Origin of the sequence: Flavobacterium sp. 1 (genome assembly GCF_002797935.1) — a bacterium.
GTDB lineage: Bacteria > Bacteroidota > Bacteroidia > Flavobacteriales > Flavobacteriaceae > Flavobacterium.
This window is the reverse complement of sequence record NZ_PGER01000001.1, coordinates 2,500,734-2,522,120: the sequence shown is the minus strand read 5'-3', so window position 1 is coordinate 2,522,120 and position 21,387 is coordinate 2,500,734. Positions and strand designations below refer to the sequence as shown.

At 33.5% G+C, this 21,387-nt stretch carries 14 protein-coding genes; 5 read left to right on the top strand and 9 right to left on the bottom strand.

The features are described 5' to 3' along the window. Positions 1-162 precede the first annotated feature (162 nt). The 5 genes from CLU83_RS10050 (at position 163) to CLU83_RS10030 (ending at position 8,947) form a co-directional block, all read left to right on the top strand. Positions 163-2,034 (top strand): DNA topoisomerase IV subunit B, encoded by a 1,872-nt coding sequence (locus CLU83_RS10050; protein ID WP_100431486.1) that lies wholly within the window; start codon positions 163-165, stop codon positions 2,032-2,034. A gap of 205 nt (positions 2,035-2,239) precedes the next feature. Continuing rightward, entirely contained in the window at positions 2,240-3,463 is a 1,224-nt protein-coding gene (locus CLU83_RS10045) for a DUF3696 domain-containing protein (RefSeq protein WP_100431485.1), read from the top strand. Positions 3,464-3,468: 5 nt separating this feature from the next. After that, on the top strand, positions 3,469-4,488 hold the full coding sequence (locus CLU83_RS10040; RefSeq protein WP_100431484.1) for a hypothetical protein: 1,020 nt from the start codon (positions 3,469-3,471) through the stop codon (positions 4,486-4,488). Continuing rightward, entirely contained in the window at positions 4,485-6,146 is a 1,662-nt protein-coding gene (locus CLU83_RS10035) for a DUF262 domain-containing protein (RefSeq protein ID WP_100431483.1), read from the top strand. Before CLU83_RS10040 ends, CLU83_RS10035 begins: the two co-directional genes overlap by 4 nt. A gap of 77 nt (positions 6,147-6,223) precedes the next feature. Further along, positions 6,224-8,947: a DNA gyrase/topoisomerase IV subunit A gene (locus tag CLU83_RS10030; RefSeq protein ID WP_100431482.1), complete on the top strand. Its 2,724-nt coding sequence runs from the start codon at positions 6,224-6,226 to the stop codon at positions 8,945-8,947. Positions 8,948-9,148: 201 nt separating this feature from the next. Here the strand turns inward: CLU83_RS10030 and fbp are convergent, their stop codons facing one another. From fbp to CLU83_RS09990, 9 genes are all read right to left on the bottom strand, one after another. Continuing rightward, positions 9,149-10,168 carry a class 1 fructose-bisphosphatase gene (gene fbp, locus CLU83_RS10025; protein ID WP_100431481.1) on the bottom strand — a complete coding sequence of 340 codons (1,020 nt, stop codon included), beginning with the start codon at positions 10,166-10,168 and terminating at the stop codon, positions 9,149-9,151. 234 nt (positions 10,169-10,402) lie between these two features. Continuing rightward, positions 10,403-11,134 carry a rhamnogalacturonan acetylesterase gene (locus CLU83_RS10020; RefSeq protein ID WP_100431480.1) on the bottom strand — a complete coding sequence of 244 codons (732 nt, stop codon included), beginning with the start codon at positions 11,132-11,134 and terminating at the stop codon, positions 10,403-10,405. 19 nt (positions 11,135-11,153) lie between these two features. Beyond that, positions 11,154-12,503, bottom strand: a complete 1,350-nt coding sequence (locus tag CLU83_RS10015; RefSeq protein WP_100431479.1) for a glycoside hydrolase family 28 protein — start codon at positions 12,501-12,503, stop codon at positions 11,154-11,156. An 11-nt stretch (positions 12,504-12,514) separates the two neighbouring features. Beyond that, positions 12,515-14,548, bottom strand: coding sequence for a pectate lyase (gene pelA / locus CLU83_RS10010; protein WP_100431478.1), 2,034 nt, complete (start codon positions 14,546-14,548; stop codon positions 12,515-12,517). A 12-nt stretch (positions 14,549-14,560) separates the two neighbouring features. Beyond that, positions 14,561-16,192, bottom strand: a complete 1,632-nt coding sequence (locus CLU83_RS10005) for a glycoside hydrolase 43 family protein (protein WP_100431477.1) — start codon at positions 16,190-16,192, stop codon at positions 14,561-14,563. Between the two features lie 22 nt (positions 16,193-16,214). Then, positions 16,215-17,450 carry a glycoside hydrolase family 105 protein gene (locus tag CLU83_RS10000; RefSeq protein WP_100431476.1) on the bottom strand — a complete coding sequence of 412 codons (1,236 nt, stop codon included), beginning with the start codon at positions 17,448-17,450 and terminating at the stop codon, positions 16,215-16,217. Between the two features lie 140 nt (positions 17,451-17,590). Further along, positions 17,591-17,731 (bottom strand): hypothetical protein, encoded by a 141-nt coding sequence (locus CLU83_RS22840; RefSeq protein WP_369828803.1) that lies wholly within the window; start codon positions 17,729-17,731, stop codon positions 17,591-17,593. A 245-nt stretch (positions 17,732-17,976) separates the two neighbouring features. Then, entirely contained in the window at positions 17,977-19,554 is a 1,578-nt protein-coding gene (locus tag CLU83_RS09995; RefSeq protein WP_232727045.1) for a DUF5123 domain-containing protein, read from the bottom strand. 46 nt (positions 19,555-19,600) lie between these two features. Then, complete coding sequence (locus CLU83_RS09990; RefSeq protein WP_100431474.1) at positions 19,601-21,385, bottom strand: RagB/SusD family nutrient uptake outer membrane protein; 1,785 nt, start codon at positions 21,383-21,385, stop codon at positions 19,601-19,603. Positions 21,386-21,387: the final 2 nt, after the last annotated feature.

The following is a 21,387-nucleotide window of genomic DNA, read 5'->3' as shown; positions in this document are numbered from 1 at the left end:
GAATTAAAGCTTTTCCTTTTCTAAGTTTTTTAATAATCCCCTAATTAATCAATTTTTGTTATTGTAATAAGCTGTCAATATCATTCTTGATAAGTTTGATATTGCACATTTTTTAATTTTATCAAATTACACTACTTTAGCCTAAAATCCACAAAATTCAAAATGTCAGATCAAAATCAATACACCGAAGATAATATCCGTTCTCTCGACTGGAAAGAACATATCCGTATGCGTCCTGGGATGTACATTGGAAAACTTGGTGATGGTTCTTCGCCGGATGATGGTATTTATATTTTATTAAAAGAGGTTCTAGACAACTGTATCGATGAGTTCGTGATGGGCTCTGGGAAAACTATTGAAGTGACCATAAAAGATAAAACGGTTTCGGTTCGTGATTATGGGAGAGGGATTCCTTTAGGGAAAGTGGTTGATGTGGTTTCGAAAATGAACACGGGAGGAAAGTACGATTCCAAAGCTTTCCAGAAATCTGTTGGTTTGAACGGTGTGGGTACAAAAGCAGTAAATGCACTTTCAAGTGCTTTTCGTGTAGAATCTGTTCGTGAAGAGAAGCAAAAAGCGGCAGAATTCTCAGGAGGAAATTTAGTTTTGGAAGAGGATATAATTGATACAACCAAACGAAAAGGTACTAAAGTTACTTTTACGCCTGACGAAACCATTTTTAAAAACTACAAATTCCGTTTGGAATATGTTATCAAAATGGTCAAAAATTATTGTTATCTGAACAATGGTCTGACGATTATATTCAACGGTGAAAAATACATTTCGGAGAACGGTCTTAGGGATTTATTAGAAGAAACAATCAGCGAAGAAGATTTAGAATATCCGATTATTCATTTGAAAGATCATGATATTGAAATTGCTTTAACACACAGTAAAACTCAGTATAGCGAGGAATATCACTCGTTTGTTAACGGTCAGAATACCACGCAGGGAGGAACGCATTTAGCGGCTTACAGAGAGGCAATCGTAAAGACCATTCGTGAATTTTATAACAAAAGTTTCGAAGCATCTGATGTTCGTAAATCGATAGTGAGTGCCATTAGCATCAAAGTAATGGAACCTGTTTTTGAATCGCAGACGAAAACCAAATTAGGTTCTATGGATATGGGTTCGGATGACGGAACACCGCCAGTTTCTGTACGTACTTTTATAAATGATTTTATTAAAACCAAATTAGATAATTACCTTCATAAAAATCCGCCGACAGCTGAAGCTTTACTTCGTAAAATTCTTCAAGCAGAACGTGAAAGAAAAGAATTATCAGGAATTAGAAAACTGGCTACGGACCGCGCCAAGAAAGCCAATCTGCATAATAAAAAACTAAGAGATTGCCGTGCGCATCTTCCAGACACCAAAAATCCAAGAAGTTTAGAAAGCACGCTTTTTATTACTGAGGGAGATTCGGCTTCCGGGTCGATTACAAAATCGCGTGATGTAAATACACAAGCCGTTTTCAGTTTGCGCGGTAAGCCTTTGAATTCATACGGAATGAGCAAGAAAATTGTGTATGAAAATGAAGAATTCAATTTATTGCAAGCCGCTTTGGATATCGAAGACGGATTGGAAAAATTGCGTTACAACAACATTGTAATCGCAACCGATGCCGATGTCGATGGAATGCACATCCGTTTGCTGTTGATTACTTTTTTCCTTCAGTTTTTTCCAGAATTAATCAAGGAAGGGCATTTGTATATTTTGCAGACACCGCTTTTCAGGGTTCGAAATAAAAAAGAAACGATTTATTGCTATTCGGAAGAAGAACGTAAAGATGCTATTGAAAAGTTAAAACCAAAACCAGAGATCACCCGATTTAAGGGATTGGGAGAGATTTCACCGGATGAGTTCAAGAATTTCATCGGAGAAACGATTCGTCTTGATCCTATTATGATGGACAAAAATACTTCTATAGAACAGTTATTGTCTTTCTATATGGGTAAAAATACTCCGGATCGACAAGAGTTTATCATTAAGAATTTGAAGGTGGAGTTGGATGTTTTGGAAGAGGTGAAATAATTTAAGAGTATATTGAATTTCGTTGACATTGTCTGCGATATTCAACTTTCAAAATTTGAGACATTATTGTTAATTTCTTGTATTATGAATTACGAGACAGTGTCTCGTAATTCTGAAAAGTCAAAATCGTCATCATTGATGACGATTTTTTAGATAGCATTTAAAATAAGTTAAATTTGTGATTGATTAATTCAATAAAAATAAAATGATAAACAAAATATCGTTTAAAAATTATAAGCTTTTTAAAGAAAAGCAAACTATAGAACTAAAGCCAATTACAATTTTAATTGGAAAAAATAATACTGGGAAAAGTGCTGTTTTAAAGTTGATGACGCTAATTGAAGGAAGCTTAAATGCTAAAAGTAGTAATGTTTTTGAATTAAAAAACGATGATGTTTCTTCTGGTGACAAATATAAAGATTTAATTTATGGAAAGTTTGGAAGAGCTATTGAATTAGAACTGTTTCAGGAGGATTATATTAATGATAAGGTTAATGTTTTAAATGTTGGTGTATCTGTTGATATTGATGCAGATTTGCCAATTTTAGAAGAATGGTCATTAAAAGAGGTTAAGGATAAAATTGAAACTAAATTATTAGACTTTCAAAGAATAAATAAGACCACTTATTTTAATGAGATAGATGATACCGAATATTTATGTGAATTTTTAGGGATTTATTTAGCAAATTATTTTAATAATGAAAAAGTAGAAACTTCAGGAACTATTTATAAGACACCCTTTTTTTTAAGGACTGATTTTATAGGTTCTATAAGAGAAAAATCAAAACAAGATTATAGGTTAAATCCAATCAACGTCAAATCTCATCCTGATGGAAAATATTTATATGATTTTTTAATTAGAGATTATCTTACAACTGATAAAAAATATTTTGCAAAAATTTCTGAATGGATTAAAGAAAAATTTGAAGGATGGGAATTATATATTGATGTTGATAGCGAACCATACCATATTGAATTAAGGAGAGAAAAATTATATGTAAATATTACCGAAACAGGTATGGGAATAGGTCAATCTTTACCATTAATTATTAGAGCAAATAAGCCTTGCAATGAAGAAACTTTAATTATCATTGAGGAGCCTGAAAGTCATTTACATCCTTATGCTCATGCACAATTAGCACAATTATTTGCGGACTCAATCAAAGAAGATAGAAACAAAAAATATTTAATAGAAACTCATTCTGAAAGTTTTATTCTACGTTTAAGAAGACTAATTGTAGATAGTAATCATTCACTAACAAAAGATGATATTAATCTTTACTATATAGATTTTGATGAAGAAAATAATGAAAGTATTTTAAAAAATATTAAAATTGATGATGAAGGTGAAGTTGAATGGTGGCCAGAAGATGTTTTTAATGAAAGTTTAAAAGAGGTAATAGGTATTAGACAAGCTCAAAATAGTTAATCATAATGATATATTCTTTTAATGAAGATATATTATCTAATATTTCAGATAGTGATATCGATAGTCTAGATAAAATTTGGATAAATTCCAAAGAGAGGCATAATTTGTATATTGGAGATAATAGACTTTATGAAACGATTAAAGATTCTAATTGGTACAAAGGATTACGAAAAAGTGGGCAAACTTATATTGATGAAAGCTTAATATCAAGTGCGTATATTAAAAAAAGTGATATCCAAGTAATAATGTCAAATGATAATAATCATTACTCACTAATTGAAGCAAATGAGATATTATGCAAAACTTTTTCTTTAATATTAGAAAATATTGAATACGATAACTTTTTCTTTGACTCTTTAATCAAAAATTTTAAAGAAGAAAGTAAAAAAATAAAAATGCATATTGAAAAAGGTTGGTTGGTGCCAATCAATGGAAATGGAAATAACATTTCAAATGTACTTAATGAAATGCAAAAAAGACTTAATAATGCTTCTTTTCCAAAACACAATTGTAATTATTTGCGATCTTTTGTAATTATAGATAGTGATAAAAAATATCCTTCAAATGAAGAAGTTGCAATAGATAAGATGAAATTGCTAAATGATATTAAAGAAGCTTTAGTCGATTCTTATCATGTAATGAAAAAGAGAGAGATGGAAAATTATATGCCTGATGAAGTATTTGAAGATATAAAAGATAATGATTCATATATAAAAAGTTATTTGAGTCTTAATGCGACTCAAAAAGATTATATTGATGTAGAAAATGGTTTGCCTGATAAAAATATTGCGCAGTTCGAGCCAGAAGAATTAAAATTATTGTATGAAAATTTGGAAAATCCTGCCTTAAACTTTTTAAGAAAAGACAAATTAATACTAAAGGATAAATTAAATAAAAAAATATCTTTTAAATCGAATTTTCCAAAATATTTTAATTCAGACAAAGTAAATCGAGTAAGCTTAAAAAAAAGAGCTAATTCAGAAGAGTTGGAAGAAATTCTTAAAAAGATAAGTAAATTATTATGAGCTCAAAATTAAAAATTGATACTAGAGTAAGATCATTAAAAAACTATTTGGAAGAATTTGAGCAGGGAGTATTTCAAATTCCATCTTTTCAGAGAGATTTTTTGTGGTCTCAAGATGATATTAAACAACTTTTTGATAGTATAAAAAGTAATTACCCTATTGGGTCTATTTTGTTTTGGAAACCGTTAGAAAATGCAAAAAGTTTTATTGATGATAATGATCCTAAAATTGGACCATACAAGTATATTTTAAAAGAAAAAAAAGATCCAGTTTTTATATTGGACGGTCTTCAAAGGCTAACCTCGTTATTTGGTTGTTTAATAAATCCAAAGAAGACTAATCTTAATTTGATTAATTCAATTTGGGAAGGAAAATTTAATTTGTATTATGATTTAGAAGAACAAAAATTTATTTACTTGAGACAGAAATCTAGAAATTTGCCATTTCAAGTTCCAGTATATATTTTTATGAACTCCATTGATTTTAGACAATATGCAAGAAAAGAATTTGAAAAAATAGATGATGAAAATAAAATTGAACAATATTATGATAGAGCTGATGAAATTGGACAAATATTCAATAATTATCAAATAGCTTCTGTTGATATCGAATATGCTTCAATAGATGAAGCAGTAGAGATTTTTAAAAGAGTTAATGAGAAGGGATTGCCTATAGCGAAAGATTGGATTGTGTCTGCATTAACAAATAAAGGAAATTTCAGATTAGGAACTGAGATTGATAATTTACTTGATGAATTAAAATTATATAATTATGAAAATATTAAAAGAGATATTATTTTTCAATGTATTCAAAGTTCATTTGGTAAAATTTATTTTGATTATAAAATAGAGGAGTTAGTTGTAAGAGATGATTTTGAAGATGTTACAGTGAAAACTTTAAAGAGCGTTAAAAAAGCTGTTGAATTTTTATATGAGAATTTATTGGTTTTAAATAGTAAGTTAATACCTTATAATTCTCAGTTAATTTTTTTGACTGTTTTTTTTAATTCAATGCATCATAAAGAATTATCTTATAATCAAATTATTTCATTAAAAAAATGGTTCTGGATTACATCATATTCAAATTATTTTACAATATATTCATTAAGTAATCAAAGAAAAGCATTTGAAAAATTTAATCAATTCATTATTGATGAAAATGTTAATCCAGTTTTTTATGATAATGAGAATAATTTTTTTATGACATTAGATTTTCCAAACAAAATTGGTATGGGAAGTGTTAGGGCCAAATCGTTAGCTTTATTTATGATTAACTATTCACAAGGAATAAAAGAAATTTCATTACAGAAGATTAATGCTGAAAATGTAGGGAATTTTGAAAGTGGATCTTTATTTTCTAAGCCTCAAAAAGATAATCCTTCAGAGAATTTTATTCCAGTGGTCGAAAATTTAGAGATCGAAAATGGAAAACGACAGTTTATATTATTGACTAGACTTAAAAGGCCGAAAAATTATTCATCTTTATTAAATAAAGAATATGAAAACTTATTTATTACTTCTAAAATGGTTGATGAATATAATAATGATTTGAATTCAGATGATTTAATTCTCAGACTAAGAAGGGAAGTAATTGTTGATGCAGAAAAAAAGTTTGTAGAAAAATTAGATATTTTTTATAATGTTCCAATTGATTTTTAGTTTATTGAGCTAAAAGTGTAATTGAATGTTTGAAAAAAATCAAGAAAAAAAAATACTGAAATAAATTCAGCATACAAATGAAAGACGAAGAAGACGATAATATAATCCCAAACGACGACGAGAATAATTCTGATGAAAATCAGCTTGATGACAATCAGGATGGAAATGACGATGAAATTATTGACGTAGAGGCTAAACATTTTGAAGGACAGCATTTTTACGAAAATCAGGAGGAAGAAGGAGAGGGCGTGATTACGAAAGTAACAGGCATGTACAAAGACTGGTTTTTGGATTATGCATCGTACGTAATTTTAGAGCGTGCCGTTCCTGCTATTGAGGATGGTTTCAAACCAGTACAGCGTAGAATCATGCATTCCCTGAAAGAGTTGGATGATGGCCGTTACAATAAAGTTGCCAATGTTGTAGGGCACACGATGCAGTATCATCCGCACGGTGATCAGAGTATTGGTGATGCGATGGTGCAGATTGGCCAGAAAGAATTATTGATAGACTGCCAGGGAAACTGGGGAAATATATTAACTGGTGACGGAGCCGCTGCTTCCCGTTATATTGAGGCGCGTTTGTCAAAATTTGCTTTGGAGGTTTTGTATTCTCCAAAAATTACCGATTGGGGCGTTTCCTATGATGGTCGTCGTGCTGAACCTAACAATCTTCCGGTAAAGTTTCCACTGCTTTTGGCTCAAGGAGCTGAAGGTATTGCGGTTGGTCTTTCGACAAAAGTACTGCCTCATAACTTTAATGAGCTTATTGATGCGTCGATTAAAATACTGAAAGGAAAACCATTTACGCTATATCCGGATTTCTTGACACAAGGTATTGCCGATGTGTCGAATTATAATGATGGATTGCGTGGCGGACGTGTTCGGGTGCGAGCCAAAATTGGCCAGCTTGACAAAAACACATTGGTTATTACCCAGATTCCGTTTTCGACTAATACAACGACTTTGATTGACAGTATTTTGAAAGCCAATGATAAGGGCAAAATCAAGATCAAGAAAATTGAAGACAATACCGCTGCTGAAGTTGAAATATTAATTCATCTTTTTCCAGGGGTTTCTCCAGATAAAACAATTGACGCTTTGTTTGCTTTTACGGCTTGTGAAACTTCGGTAGCGCCATTGGGTTGTGTGATTGAGGACAACAAACCGTTATTTATTGGGGTTTCCCAAATGTTGAAAATTTCGACTGAAAGAACGGTTGATTTGTTGCGACAGGAGCTGGAAATTCAGTTAGAAGAATTAAAAAACAAATGGCATTTTTCTACTTTGGAAAAGATTTTCATACGTGAAGAAATGTACATTGATTTCAAATTGTATGGAGACAGAGAATCGCTTTATGTTTATTTATATGATCGTTTTGAGCCTTTCAAGAAATCATTTGTCAGAGAAATTCATGATGATGATCTGCATAGATTAACTCAGATTCCAATGATTCGTATTACCCGCTTTGATTCTGATAAAGCTGATGATTTTATCGCTAAGCTGGAAGACGAAATGAAAGAAGTAGAGCATCATTTGGAACACCTTACCGATTTTGCCATTGCTTATTTTACCAAATTAAAAGAGAAATACGGAAAAGGCAGGGAGCGCCAGACAGAGTTACGTATTTTTGATGATATTGAAGCAACGAAAGTAGTTCTTAGAAATACTAAATTATATGTAAACAGGGAGGAAGGTTTTGTTGGAACCAGTTTGAAAAAAGACGAATATGTTGCTGATTGTTCAGATATTGATGATGTAATTTTGTTTATGCGCGATGGAAAAATGATGATTACCAAAGTTGATGCTAAAACCTTTGTTGGTAAAGATATTATTCATGTGGCCATTTTTGATAAGAGCGATAAGCGCACGATCTATAACATGATATACCGTGATGGAAAATCGGGGCCATCGTATATAAAGCGTTTTAATGTTTCGGGGGTTACACGCGATAAATTATATGATTTAACCAATGAAAATAAAGGTTCACAAACTTTATATTTTTCATGCAATCCAAATGGTGAAGCAGAGGTAATTACTATTTTATTGCGTCAGGTTGGAAGTGTGAAGAAATTGAAATTCGATATTGATTTTGCTTCTTTAGCTATTAAAGGTCGAGCTTCTAAAGGGAATTTGGTAACCAAGTATCCGATCAAGAAAATTGAATTAAAGGAAAAAGGTATTTCAACCTTACTTCCAAGAAAAATATGGTTTGACGATACCGTTCAGCGATTGAATGTGGATGCGAGAGGTGAACTGCTGGGAGAATTTAGGCCGAGCGATAAAATCTTAATTATTCAGCAATCTGGGAAGCTGAAAGTTATAACACCTGAATTGACTACGCATTTTGATGAAGACATGATTGTTTTGGAAAAATGGATTCCAAAGAAACCAATTTCGGCGATTTATTATGATGGCGAAAAAGAGCGTTATTATATCAAGCGTTTCTTGGTGGAAACCGAAAATAAAGAAGATAGTTTTATCACAGAACACTCGAATTCGAGATTGGAAATTGTAGCGACGGATTATCGTCCTGTAGCCGAATTAGTTTTCACGAAGATAAAAGGAGTTCAAAAAGATAATATGACCGTGGATATCGAGTCTTTTATTGCTGTAAAAGGTTTTAAAGCGCTGGGTAATCAATTGACGACTGATAAACTGAAACAGGTTAATTTATTAGAGTCTTTGCCTTATGAAGTTCCAGAGGAAGTTGTTCCTGAAGAAATAGAAGTACAAGGAGAAATCACTGCTGATGATGGTGATATCCAGCTCGATGACGACGGACAGGTTGCTTTGTTTTAGTATAAAAAAACAGTTTAGAAATTTCTAAACTGTTTTTTTTATTATTGATTGCGATTGTAAATCATAACAAGGAAGCACTATCTCTCCCTATAGCCCCGATTGCAGTGAAAATCCTTATAAGCCGGGGTTCGGCTTATAAGATTGTAACAGAAAGCGGGAATCCATATTTCCAAAAATGCTCTATATTTCTGCTTCAAAAAATTAGTATTTACTCAATGAAGCTTTTTGGATGCATTCTTCTATTTTTTCGACCATGTTGTAGCTTCCGCAAAAGAAAGCGGTCCGTTCATGCAATTCGGTTGGTTCTATTTCCATTACTCGGTTTACGCCGTCGGAGGCTTTTCCTCCTGCTTGCTCAACGATAAATGCCATTGGATTACATTCGTATAGAAGCCTTAGTTTTCCTTTTATGGCTTTGGAGCTTGTTGGGTATAAGTAGACGCCGCCTTTAATCATATTTCTGTGAATATCGGAAGCTAAACTGCCAATATATCGAGAGGAGTAGGGGCGGTCATCTTCTTCTTGCTGGCAATATTTGATATAGTCTTTTACTCCCTGCGGAAAATGAATGTAGTTTCCTTCGTTTACAGAATAAATACTGCCGTCAACAGAACATTTCATTTTTGGATGGGATAAGTAATAGGTACCAATTGCAGGATTCAGCGTGAAGCCATTCACGCCTTGACCAGTGGTATAAACCAGCATGGTTGAGGTTCCGTAAATTACATAACCAGCGGCAACTTGGGCTGTTCCGGGCTGTAAAAAGTCTTCTAATTTAACTGGAGTTCCCACGGGAGTTATTCTACGGTAAACCGAAAAAATAGTTCCTACAGATACATTTACATCTATATTGGATGAACCATCCAAAGGATCCATTAGAAGGACGTATTTGTTATTGTTTCCATTGTCGCTTCCTTGTATGGTAAGGAAATCATCATTCTCTTCGGAGGCAATACCGCATACAATTTCTCTGTTTATCAAGGTTTGTATAAAAACTTCATTAGCATAAACATCCAGTTTTTGCTGGTCTTCTCCCTGTATGTTTTTTTCGCCTACGCCTCCAATGATATCAACCAATCCGGCTTTATTTACTTTATAGCTAACTACTTTTGACGCCAATTTTATAGAATTAAAAATTCGAGATAATTCACCTGATGAATAGGGAAAATCTTTTTGGTTCTCAATAATAAATTCTCCTAATGTCTTATTTTTTTCCTGCATGTTGCCTTGGTTTGATGTAGTAGTTTTATTATCTAAATAATGTATTAAAGCTATGAAATTTAGTGTATTATGTCTTAAATATTGATGTATTTATCTCAAGAATTCTCAAATTCTCAAATTTTATAATATTATAATTCTAAAAACTTATTAATCAGTGTTTAAAATATATAATCCAATTTTACTGATTTCAGTTTTCTTATTATAGTATTGACAGAAAACTATATTTAAGATTTATTATTTGATATATTTTATGATATCCAGTTTTGTTTTTTTTAATTCTTCTGCTACAATTTTGGCCATCTCAGTAGCGCCTTTTACAGAAAAGTGTGTATCATCTGCTTTGTCTTCTTTATAATATGGAATTTCTCCAGCTTTGAAATGCAGATGCAGTTGTTTTGATTTTTCCGGACCATAGGACTGCTCCACTAATTCAGAAAAATATTCCATATCTATAAACGGAACATTGTATTCCTGAGCTACTAAACGGGCTTCCAAAGTATAGTCTCCGTGTGTACTGATTAAGACTCCTTTTTCATTAAAATTTCTTCTGGTCATTGAAGAAAATAAAATTGGTGTAGCTCCTTTTTCTCTGGTTTCGGTTACAAATCGAATCAAATTATGACGATACGCAGTATGTGGGTTGGTGTAACGCAAAGAATCCTTTTCTTTCTCATCATTATGCCCAAATTGTATAAAAACATAATCGCCTTTTTTTAACTCTTTATAAACGGCATCCCAAAGTTTTTCATTGATGAAACTTCGTGTGCTTCGTCCATTTACGGCTCTATTATCGAATTTTATATTGTCAGTAAGAAACATAGGGAATAGTTGTCCCCAACCTCGTTCCGGGTTTTCTTCGGGTTTTACTTTATTGGCCATAGTAGAATCGCCAATGCCGTAGATAGTTGGTTTTTGTGCTAAACAGTTTAGGGATATTAGCATAAAAAATAAGGAAATCCATTTCATAATTTCTAGTTTTAATAATTTATTTAACAGCTGTGGGTGTTGTTGCTTTTAGTCCGATTACAACTTCATTTATAGTTACATTTTCTGAGTTTGTAGCTGTCATTCCGTTTTTTGCGGATTGTATATTGATGTTGTCTAATTTGATGTTTGATACTTTTTTATCAGGGAATCCTTCGATAACAATTCCTGTATTGGCAGCTTCAACACAGCTAATATTGGAAAAAGAAATGTCGGAAACTTTAGAAGGGTTTAATCCGCTGCCTTCTCCGTGATAATTGGCGGTGATATAAAGACAGTCTTCTACTTTTCCAAACGCCAGATTATTGAAATAAATATCTTTGATGTAGCCACCGCGGTCTGAATTTGTTTTTATAAAAATGCCCCTTTTTAAATAGCCTCGAAATTTGCTGTTTTCGACATATACATTTCGGACTCCTGCTGACATTTCGCTTCCAATTACAATAGCGTGGAGACCTTTGAATTCACAATTTCTAATGACAATATTTTCAGAAGGAGTATTGGAATTGCTGCGCCCTTCATCATCTCTACCTGCTTTGATGGCAACGTTATCGTCGGCATTGTCAAAAAGAATGTTTTCAATTAGAATATCACTCGAATATTCAGGGTCAATGCCGTCATTATTGTTATTGTGTGCATTGTATTTTACGCCGCGCACTGTTATGCTTTTGCTTTTTAGCAGATGCACACACCAAAATGGTGAATCTTCAATTTGAACATTTTCGATAAGAATATTTTTAGAATCGATAAACTGAATCAATTGAGGTCTAAGATAATGGCCTTCTCCAAAAATACGCTCCTTAACGGGAGTATTTTTATGATTCATTTCTCTTGTTAACAGTTGGTCATTCTTTTCAAGAGGTTTCCATTTTATCCAAGTGTTTTTAGCCTCGCCATCTATAATTCCGTTTCCGGTAATGGCAACGTTTTCTACGTTATTTCCATAAATCAGCGGGCTATAATTGTAGAGCATTGTTCCTTCCCAACTGGTTAAAACAAGCGGATAATCTTTTGGATTAGAGCCAAATCTAATTTTAGCGCCATCTTCAAGATGTAATTTTACATTGCTAACAAAATGAATAGGACCGTTTAGAGTGTAAACTCCTTTGGGAACAATAATTGTACCTCCATTATTCTTTTTGCAAAGCGCCATTGCCTTATCAAAAGAAGGTTTATCATTACTGATGGAATCTCCTTTTGCACCTAATTTTGTTACTTCAATTTTAAAGGATGGAATAACTGGCAATTGAATGCGTTTGACAATCTCATCCACTTTATCTGATGGGAAATCATTTTCTTGAGCAAAACAGGATAATGATAAAAAGAATACAATGAGAAATTTATAGTTCATGGCTTTTTATTTTAATTGTTTTTCAAATACCATTGTTTTGTTGATGGAGTAGAACCCGAATCTAATATGTTTTCAATAGTGTATTTTTTGGCTTCTGAACTTTTTAATTGATGTGACCAAGCAACTCTGGTTTTGGGTTGGAAACCTTCTCCTGTGCAATTGTATTCGGCATAAAATGAGGAAATTTCAGCCTCTGGTTTTGACCAATTGTGCCAGCCCTCTGGAAGAATATGTTTGCCCATTTCACAATTGATATAAACGGTTTTGGCATAAGGTCTCCAAGGACGTCCCAAATATACTTTGCTTGCATTTTTGTCGGCAGTAAGTTTACAGTTTTTAAAAACATACCCATACATAGTGTCTTTTGGCGTTGATGCTGCTGTAATATAAGAGTCACTTTTGCTGTTAATAATGCAGTTTTCGAATAGCACTGTAGCGTCTCCAAAAATAAAATCAGTTGTACCTTCGATGTAGCAGTCTTTAAAATAGTTTTTGGTTCCTTCTCCCGAAGTATAAAGTGTATCCTGATTTCCTAAAAAAGTACAATTGGTAAACATTACTCTATCAGCATTTACATTCAATGCAACCGCTTGACCAACTGGTCCAGAAGTGTTTTTAATGGTCATGTTTTTGCAAAAGAAATCATTTCCTTCAACCAAAACGGTGTAGGTATAAAAAGTGCTGTTTCGCCCAAGACCTATTTTATTGAAATAATCATCATAGGTTATGATTGTTTTTTCTTGGCTTTCACCAATAAATGAAATAGTGGTATTCCAGGCATGAACTTTTACTTTTTCATAGTAAGTTCCGTCTTTTATAAAGATGGTAATTCTTTTGCTAGGATATGATCTTGCAGCATTTACAGCTTCTTGGATTGTTTTAAAATCGCCATTTCCCTTTTGGTCCACCACAATATTGAATTCGTCCTTTAAGGTTATTTCACTCTTTTTTGCAGGAGCTACGAGTTCGGGTTCAATTTTTTTTTTCCAGTTTTCGTATTTTTTTAAAATTGCTGCAGGCTCATTGGTATACCAAGAATAGCCATTTCTTCTTTCATAACCAATCTCGGCTAATGTTGTTTTTTTTATTCCGTCTCGGTCACAAAAGAAAGGAGTATTGTTTTCTAACTCCATGAAGCGTGCCCACAAAGGTTCTGCATTTTCGTCTTGTACAACCACTCTGTTTGGTTTGCCGTTTTCATCGGTTTCAGTTTTTATTTTGATGCCAGTGATTTTAGTTTTTTCGAACCAAGCCACAGCACTGTTAACCGCTGTAATGACTTCTGGAGATGGATTTTTCAGTGACATTAAAAGCAAAACAATTTTTGCTGATTCCTGACCGCTTAAGGAGGCTAATTCAAATGCTCTTGCATTTGCTGGGAGCAGTGTGATTTCATCATGCTGTGCACACCAAGAAGTAAGTACACCATTTTGTTTGTACTGTGTTTTTAGGATGCAGTTGATTCCTTTGTTAAAAGCTATTTGTGCTTTTTTGATTGTAGCGTCAGGAGGAGTGATGCTGTAATAATTTGTTTTGTCTATAATTTGCTTCAAGATGTTTAGAATGTTAACCATCGAATCATCATTGTAGGTAATATGCGTGTAATACCCTTTTTTTAATGGAAAAAATTGAGGCCATCCGCCATTTTCATATTGTGCTTCCAGCAAATAATTTAAACCGGAAAGAAATGCATTTTTATATCTTTCATCTGGAATTTGAGCATATATTTTAGAAAGAAAAAGCATCTCTTGACAAGTTGCTCCATTATCTGTTGTTACTTCGTGGGTATCGGTTTTAAGGATAATTAGATTTTTCTTTTCGGCTTCGGTCAGCGGTTTTTGCATTTGAATGTTTTTTGGCCAACCCCCAATATTGCGCTGGTACAATAATACATTTTCTGCGATTGCTTTGGCTTCATTGGTGGCAAACCAGCTGCTTTCATTATCACGTATTATAGATGACCATTTCTGTTCTTTCTGCGCATGAACGTTGATATTGAATAATAACAATAATGCAACCATGATGCTTGTTTTTATACTTTTCATTTTAAAAATATATTATTTTGTTATTCTGAACCAGTCGATTGCTACATTTCCAGCATCATTTATAATTCCTTGTCTTAGTGCTGTAAAACCAATTTTGGCTCCAATCCATCGGCCTTCTCTAGCTGTGAATGATTCGCCTATAGGAGTGAAATTTTGTCCATTTTCACTGTAATAGAAAGTACAGATTCCTCCTGATTTCACTTTAACTTGTAAATAAAGATTCTGATTACTGATAGGAATTGGAGTGCTTTCGGTTTCGATTCCTTTTTTATCAATGTTTTTTGCCGTTTTTTGAGAGAGGTATAATTTGCCAGCTTCCTGTTTGAAACAGATATAGCTATAATCCAATCCCATAATGACTAATCCCATACTTTCGCCATCAAAACGCGGATTGAATTTAATTTTTGCGGTAGCAGTAAATTCATTCGACGGGAATTTTTGCAATAATAAATTTGGGATATCATAAAGAGTTGCTGCTTCTTTTGGTACAGGAATGCAATTCAGGCTGTAATAGCCCATAGCTGTAGGAAGCCCCCAAGTTATCTGAGGATTGGCATGCCATTGCCATTGTAATCCTAGTTTAGGAAGATTGAATTCGTCACTTTCTGGAGGTGTTTCAATTGGAAAAGATTTTTTTCCAACATTTGGTTTTTTATAACTCATGACAGGTTCTCCAGTACCGTTTTTGTCTTCATCAATTCCAATTACCGGCCAATCATTTTCCCATTTCATAGGCTGTAAATGGACCACTCTGCCATAAGCAAATTGATCTTGAAAATGAATAAACCAATCTTCTCCTGTTTGGGTTTGAACCCAAGCACCTTGATGCGGACCGTTTATACTAGATTTTCCTTGATCCATCACTTTCTTTTTTTCATAAGGACCGAAAACGCTTTTGGATCTTAAAGCAGTTTGCCAGCCCGTTGCCACTCCGCCAGCAGGGGCAAAAATATAGTAATAGCCATTGCGTTTATAGAATTTAGGGCCTTCAATTGTAGACTCATCAGCATGTCCGTCAATAATCATAACGTCATCATTATTTGCGAATGTTCCTTCGGAATTCATCGTGCAGACAGCCAGTTGGCTTTTGATGCCCGCACGGCTTCCTGCAAATGCATAAGCCAAATATACTTTTCCATCCTCATCCCATAACGGCGTTGGATCAATAAGTCCTTTGCCTTCTTTTACCATCACAGGTTCACTCCAAGGGCCTTCGGCTTTTTTTGCTTTTATTTGATAGATGCCATAATCAGGATCTGGGTAATAAATATAAAATTCATTGTTATGATAGCGAATACAAGGAGCCCAAACGCCATTTCCGTGCTGGGCTTTATTAAATACTTCTAATGGTTTTTGTTTTGAAAGAGCATACCCAATTAATTTCCAGTTTACCAAATCTTTTGAATGAAGTATAGGCAGACCAGGAATACAATTAAAAGAGGAAGCAGTCATATAATAATCATCTCCAACGCGTATTGCATCCGGGTCCGAATAATCGGCATACAGAATTGGATTTTTATATGTGCCATCTCCATTATCAGCTACCCAAACTTGCGAATATTGCTTTTCATTCTTTTCTTGTCCTATTGCTGTTTGAATAGCAATCCAACATAAAAAAACAGCTGTGATTTTTGTAAACTTCATTTCAATTGTGGGATATAATTTTTTATCTATTTAATTCTAAAGCGGCTAAAATGAATGGACCAGTAGCTTTAGGATCATTATCTTTTTTTCTTTCATTGATATAATATTCATAAGAACCGTCTCTGTAAGGAGTACCTCCTAAACCAGCCACTTGGCAGGCTTGAGTCAAAGTAATTCCGCCATCAGCATCTGTTTTTATTAATTGTTTGATCAAACCATCAAATGCTTTATTAGCAAGTTTTTTATATTTTGCAGGCAGGTATCCTTTGTTTGCTCCTTTTGCAAAAGCATAAGCAAACATTGAAGATCCTGAAGCTTCTAAATAGTTTCCTTTTTCACCGCCTTTGTCTGTAACTTGATACCATAAACCAGATTTCTCATCTTGATATTTAGCTAAACTGGCAGCAACACTATTCAAATAGCCCACTAATTCTTTTTGTTTAGAATGATCTTTAGGGAAATAATCCAATGCATCTACAAGTGCCATTACGTACCATCCTAATGCTCTTGACCAGTAATTTGGAGAGTTTCCTGTTTCTTTATTAGCCCAAGGCATTTGTTTGCTTTCGTCCCAAGCGTGATACAATAATCCTGTTTTTGGTTCTGTGGCGTGCATTTGGATTTGCTCAAATTGTTTAGCTACATCATCCAGGTTTTTTCCATTTTCGAAAGTAGCAGTATATTGAGCATAGAAAGGTTCTCCCATGTACAAACCGTCTAGCCACATTTGGTTTGGATATATTTTTTTATGCCAAAAACCGCCGCTTTGAGTTCTTGGATGTTCTTCAAGCTGTTTGCGAAGCAACTGCATTGCTTTTAAATATTTGTCTTCCTTTGTAGTAGCATATACATTAAAAAGCAGTCGTCCTGCAACAATCATATCAATGTTGTATTTCTCTAATTCATACGTTTTGATTGTACCGTCATTTTGGACAAAATTATCGACATAGCTTTTTATATAAACTGTATATCTAGGATCAGGATTTTTTTTATATAATTCTTGAAATGAATACAAAACTAATCCATGCACATAGTCCCACTTTGGAGCTTTTGAATCGTCAATCATGTAACTTTCAGGGTGACGCATCATTAGTGTCAAAGCCATTTTGTCCGACCATTTTAAGTCTTTTGAAATTGTTATTTGACTCTGTACAGCGGTATTTTTTGCAGGTTCTTGAGCTGTGGTTTTACAGCTAAGAAATGCTAATGAAATACAAAGAGTTACTGCTTTAAAAGCATTTGTTTTTCCGTTTACCATGATTTTTTTTTAATGTTTACTAATTTTTATTTATCTAATTTGATCGTTGTTAAAAGAAAAGCATCTTTTTTAAACAGTTTCATTTTTAGTCATTTTATCGATGCTTCCGAATAATTTGATGCTGTTTTATGTATTCATTTTCAAAAAAGGCTATTGTTTTTTGCAGATACTATTAAAACTGCCATTTGTCCACATGATGAGCAGCCCAAGTTGGCAGTTTTAGTAGTTTTTACATTGTACTGAATAGCATTTGTTTTGATAAATGGAATACCTTTTTTAATATCAAAAGATTAGCTGGATATCCTGTTTTTGTGATAATCATTGTTCTATTGTAAAATTAGTGAATTCATTTGAAGTCATTTCTTGTTTAAAAGTCTCAATATGTAAATCTTTTATTTTACAGTTGCAATGCTTTTTTAAATTTAAAATTAGGAGTTTGATGATATCTCAAACTCCTAATTTTTTATTAACTTATTAATCTATATTTAAAGAGGTTTGCTATATTGCAAACCTCTTTTTTGAAAATTTATTTTATCCAACGAGGATCTCCAATTTTTTTATCTAGCAAAGCTTGATTTTTAATTGTAAAATCTCCTGTTGCAGCGCTTGTAAATTGTGGATCTAATGTGCCATACGTTGTCGATTTATCAACTGTTATTGCAGCAGCACCAACTGTATATAATAGACTTGCATTGAAGTAATTATTATTTGAAAATGTAGGAGGTGTAGTAGGCGTTGCAGTACCATTCTGATTTGAATATATTGCCGTAGCTGTATCTGTAATTAACGTGTTTTTTACAGTAGATGTATTTGATGTAAAACGAATATACAAAATTCTTTTTGATGCTACAGTAGTACATACTTTGTATAAAGTACAGCTATTAATTAATACATCAGATGTTAAACCTGTATTGTTTAAACCAGCAGATTGATCTAGACGAATAAATTCGCGTGAGTCTGAACAAGTATCAAATGTACTGTTTTGAAGAACAATACTCTTGATGTAAGCAGTTCTGACATCAATAAATTCAGCGCCAATATTAGTATTGACATTTTTAACGATACTGTTGTCTACTGTTAATGAATTTATTTTAGCTGCACCAGCAGTATTAGCAAATAATGAACGAGTATAGTCGTGTACATAACAACCTCTGATTAAAATATCATTAAAAGTTCCAGCTGAGGAAATTGTTATTACACTAGCATTTGTCATACCTACTCCGGTTAAATCTAAATCGATTAAATTAAGATTACCAACTCCGTTATTAAGTAAGATATTTATTTTTAATTTTGGTTTATTCCAACTTGTAAGAGCTCTCAAAGTTAATGTTTGACTTAAAGTCACAAGCCCACTTTGCGAAGTATAGTCACCAGGTTGTAAAAGTAGAACTTTACCTGAAGAAGCTGCAGTAGCAATTGCACTCATTAAATCATCTGTAGCTGATATTACAATAGCATTTGTAGGATCAACTTCTGTTGTGAAGCTTGTTTGTCCTCTGTTTTTGGAGCCATTTTGTAAAATAGCATTGTAAGTTGTTTCACCTGCTAACCCTGTTATTGTTGCAATACCAGCTGTTTTTTCAGCGGCTGTAATTGTATGTGTGATATTACCTGGAGTAAGAACAATTTGGGTAACATTACTATTCGCAACCCATCTAAGAGTCGCTTGCTTTCCAGTTATATCGCCAGGAATTATCGGTAAGAAAAGTTGTTCAGACAATGTTGTTGCTGTAGTAATAGACCATTTCGAATCATCTAAACCAGGAGTTACTGCTTTTACTCTGATTGAATAAACAGTTTCGCCTTCTAATTTAATCTGTATTGGCAATTGCGAAGCTGTAACCTGAACAGTTTTGAAAATAGCACTAAATGTTGGATCATCTGCACTGAATTCTACAACATAATTGTTTTCTCCTTCTTTTACAGTCCAATTTAATTCAACTGTTGTCTGGTTTCTTAGTTTTGCTGTAAGGCTGGTAGGAGAAAACTCTCTGGTATTTCCTATTCCATCTAATAGCGGCTCATTGTAATTCTCACAGCTTGTCATAGCTAAAGTCAAAAACAATGTGGCTATTAATCCTTTTAATATATATTTTATTTTCATAAACATAATAACTTATAATTTATAATTAATTTTTTTTTCAAGATTTCTAATAACCATAGTCATTTGTCAATAGGCCATTACTTGAGTCAATAAACACTTTCCATATTGGCCAAAATTGTCTGGTATTTGGGTCTATACCAGTTTTGTAAAGAGAATTGATTTTGGCATCATCAAGAACAATCCATGTCATAGCAGAGTAGCCTGCTCCTGGATTTACAGTTTCTCCACGGTTTAATCCGTAAATATCAAGAACTGTGTTGTCTGTTGTTTTATATTTGTAATATAGAGTACTTGGTACATCAGCATATTCTCCTGTGCGTGTTTGTAAATTCTTCATTTTAACCTTAGCAAGGTCTAAATTTGTTTTAAGCAAATTCCAACGGATAAGTGCTTGTTTACGTTCCATTTCTCCTGTAAATTCAAACTTGTTTTCGTCGACAATTGCTTTAAACATATCATCTTTAGAAATTATTTTGGAAAGATAAGTATCTACATTTATAGGTCGGTCAGCTGCAGCAAATGCTCTATCGCGTATTTCTTTTAAGTAAGGTTTTGCAGCGCCAACGCCTTCTAATTCATTAGCTGCTTCAGCAGCGATTAAAAGAACTTCAGCGTAACGCATATAAATTTTATTAACTCCATCGTCATTGGTTGAAGTAACGCGACGAGTCATCCATTCGTAACGGTATTTACCAAAGTACCATGTATTTAATGCTCCTAATTCTTGTTTAGCTATAGTGCTTACAGCTGTACCCCATTTATAAGGAACGCAGGTAACATCTCTACGAGTATCTTTTTGGTCATAATCATAAAATACAAATGGAAGCGGTCCTGCAATTCCACCCCTATTCGCCCCATTAGCTTGAAATTGATCAACGCTTGTATGACGAACAGCAAAAGAGAACAGCATTCTTCCTCTACCATCACCAAAAGGAAGTTCCCAAAGAGATTCTCCTCCCGCTACAACATATTCCTGATTGTATTTTTTCCAGAATGTCTCAAATGATGGCTCTAAATGAGCTTTTCCACTAGCAATTACAGCACGGCATTCGTCTAATGCTAAACGATACATATTTGCAACTGAAAGTGCAGGATCAGTACTTCTACGGATTCCGTCAGGATATTGCTGAAATCCGCTTGCAGCCATTGCTAAACGAGCACGGAAACCTTTTACAAATGCCTTGTTAATTCTTTCGACACTATTTGTAGCGGCAGTTTCATTAGGCCATGGCACCAATGTAGCTGCTTCTGCTAAATCTTTAAGCAGTTGTTTATAAACTTCATCACGACTTGATTTCGCTATATATAAAGTTGCATTAGTGATTGGTTCAAAACGAAAAGGTACATCACCCCAAGCTTTTACTAAATCTGCATAATAAATGGCACGTAGTGTTAGAGCCTCCCCTAGAAGATATCCTAGGTCAGTTCCAGGTTTTGGATTACCATATAAGCGAAGTCCGCGTACACAAAGATTGGCACGCTCAATTCCAGAATACATCTGTGACCAAGCATTGTCGGCTGTATTCATAACCGTATTTTCTTTAGTAACGCCATAATTTTGTAAATCAGTCCCATCACCTACAGATGTTGAGCTATTATTCCATTCAATATCTGTATTTAGACCATAATAAGGAAGGAATCGGCCTCTGTAAGAATTGGTTTCGCCAAATGGTATTTTAATTCCATCTACAGCACCTTTGGCTAGTGTCGCAGAAGAAAAAATAACTGATTCGTCTAGTGATGATTGCGCTGGAGCATCTAAGTAATCCTCTTGACAAGATGTAAAAAGACTAGCAAAAAGTATTGTCGCTATTATTATTGTATGTTTCATCT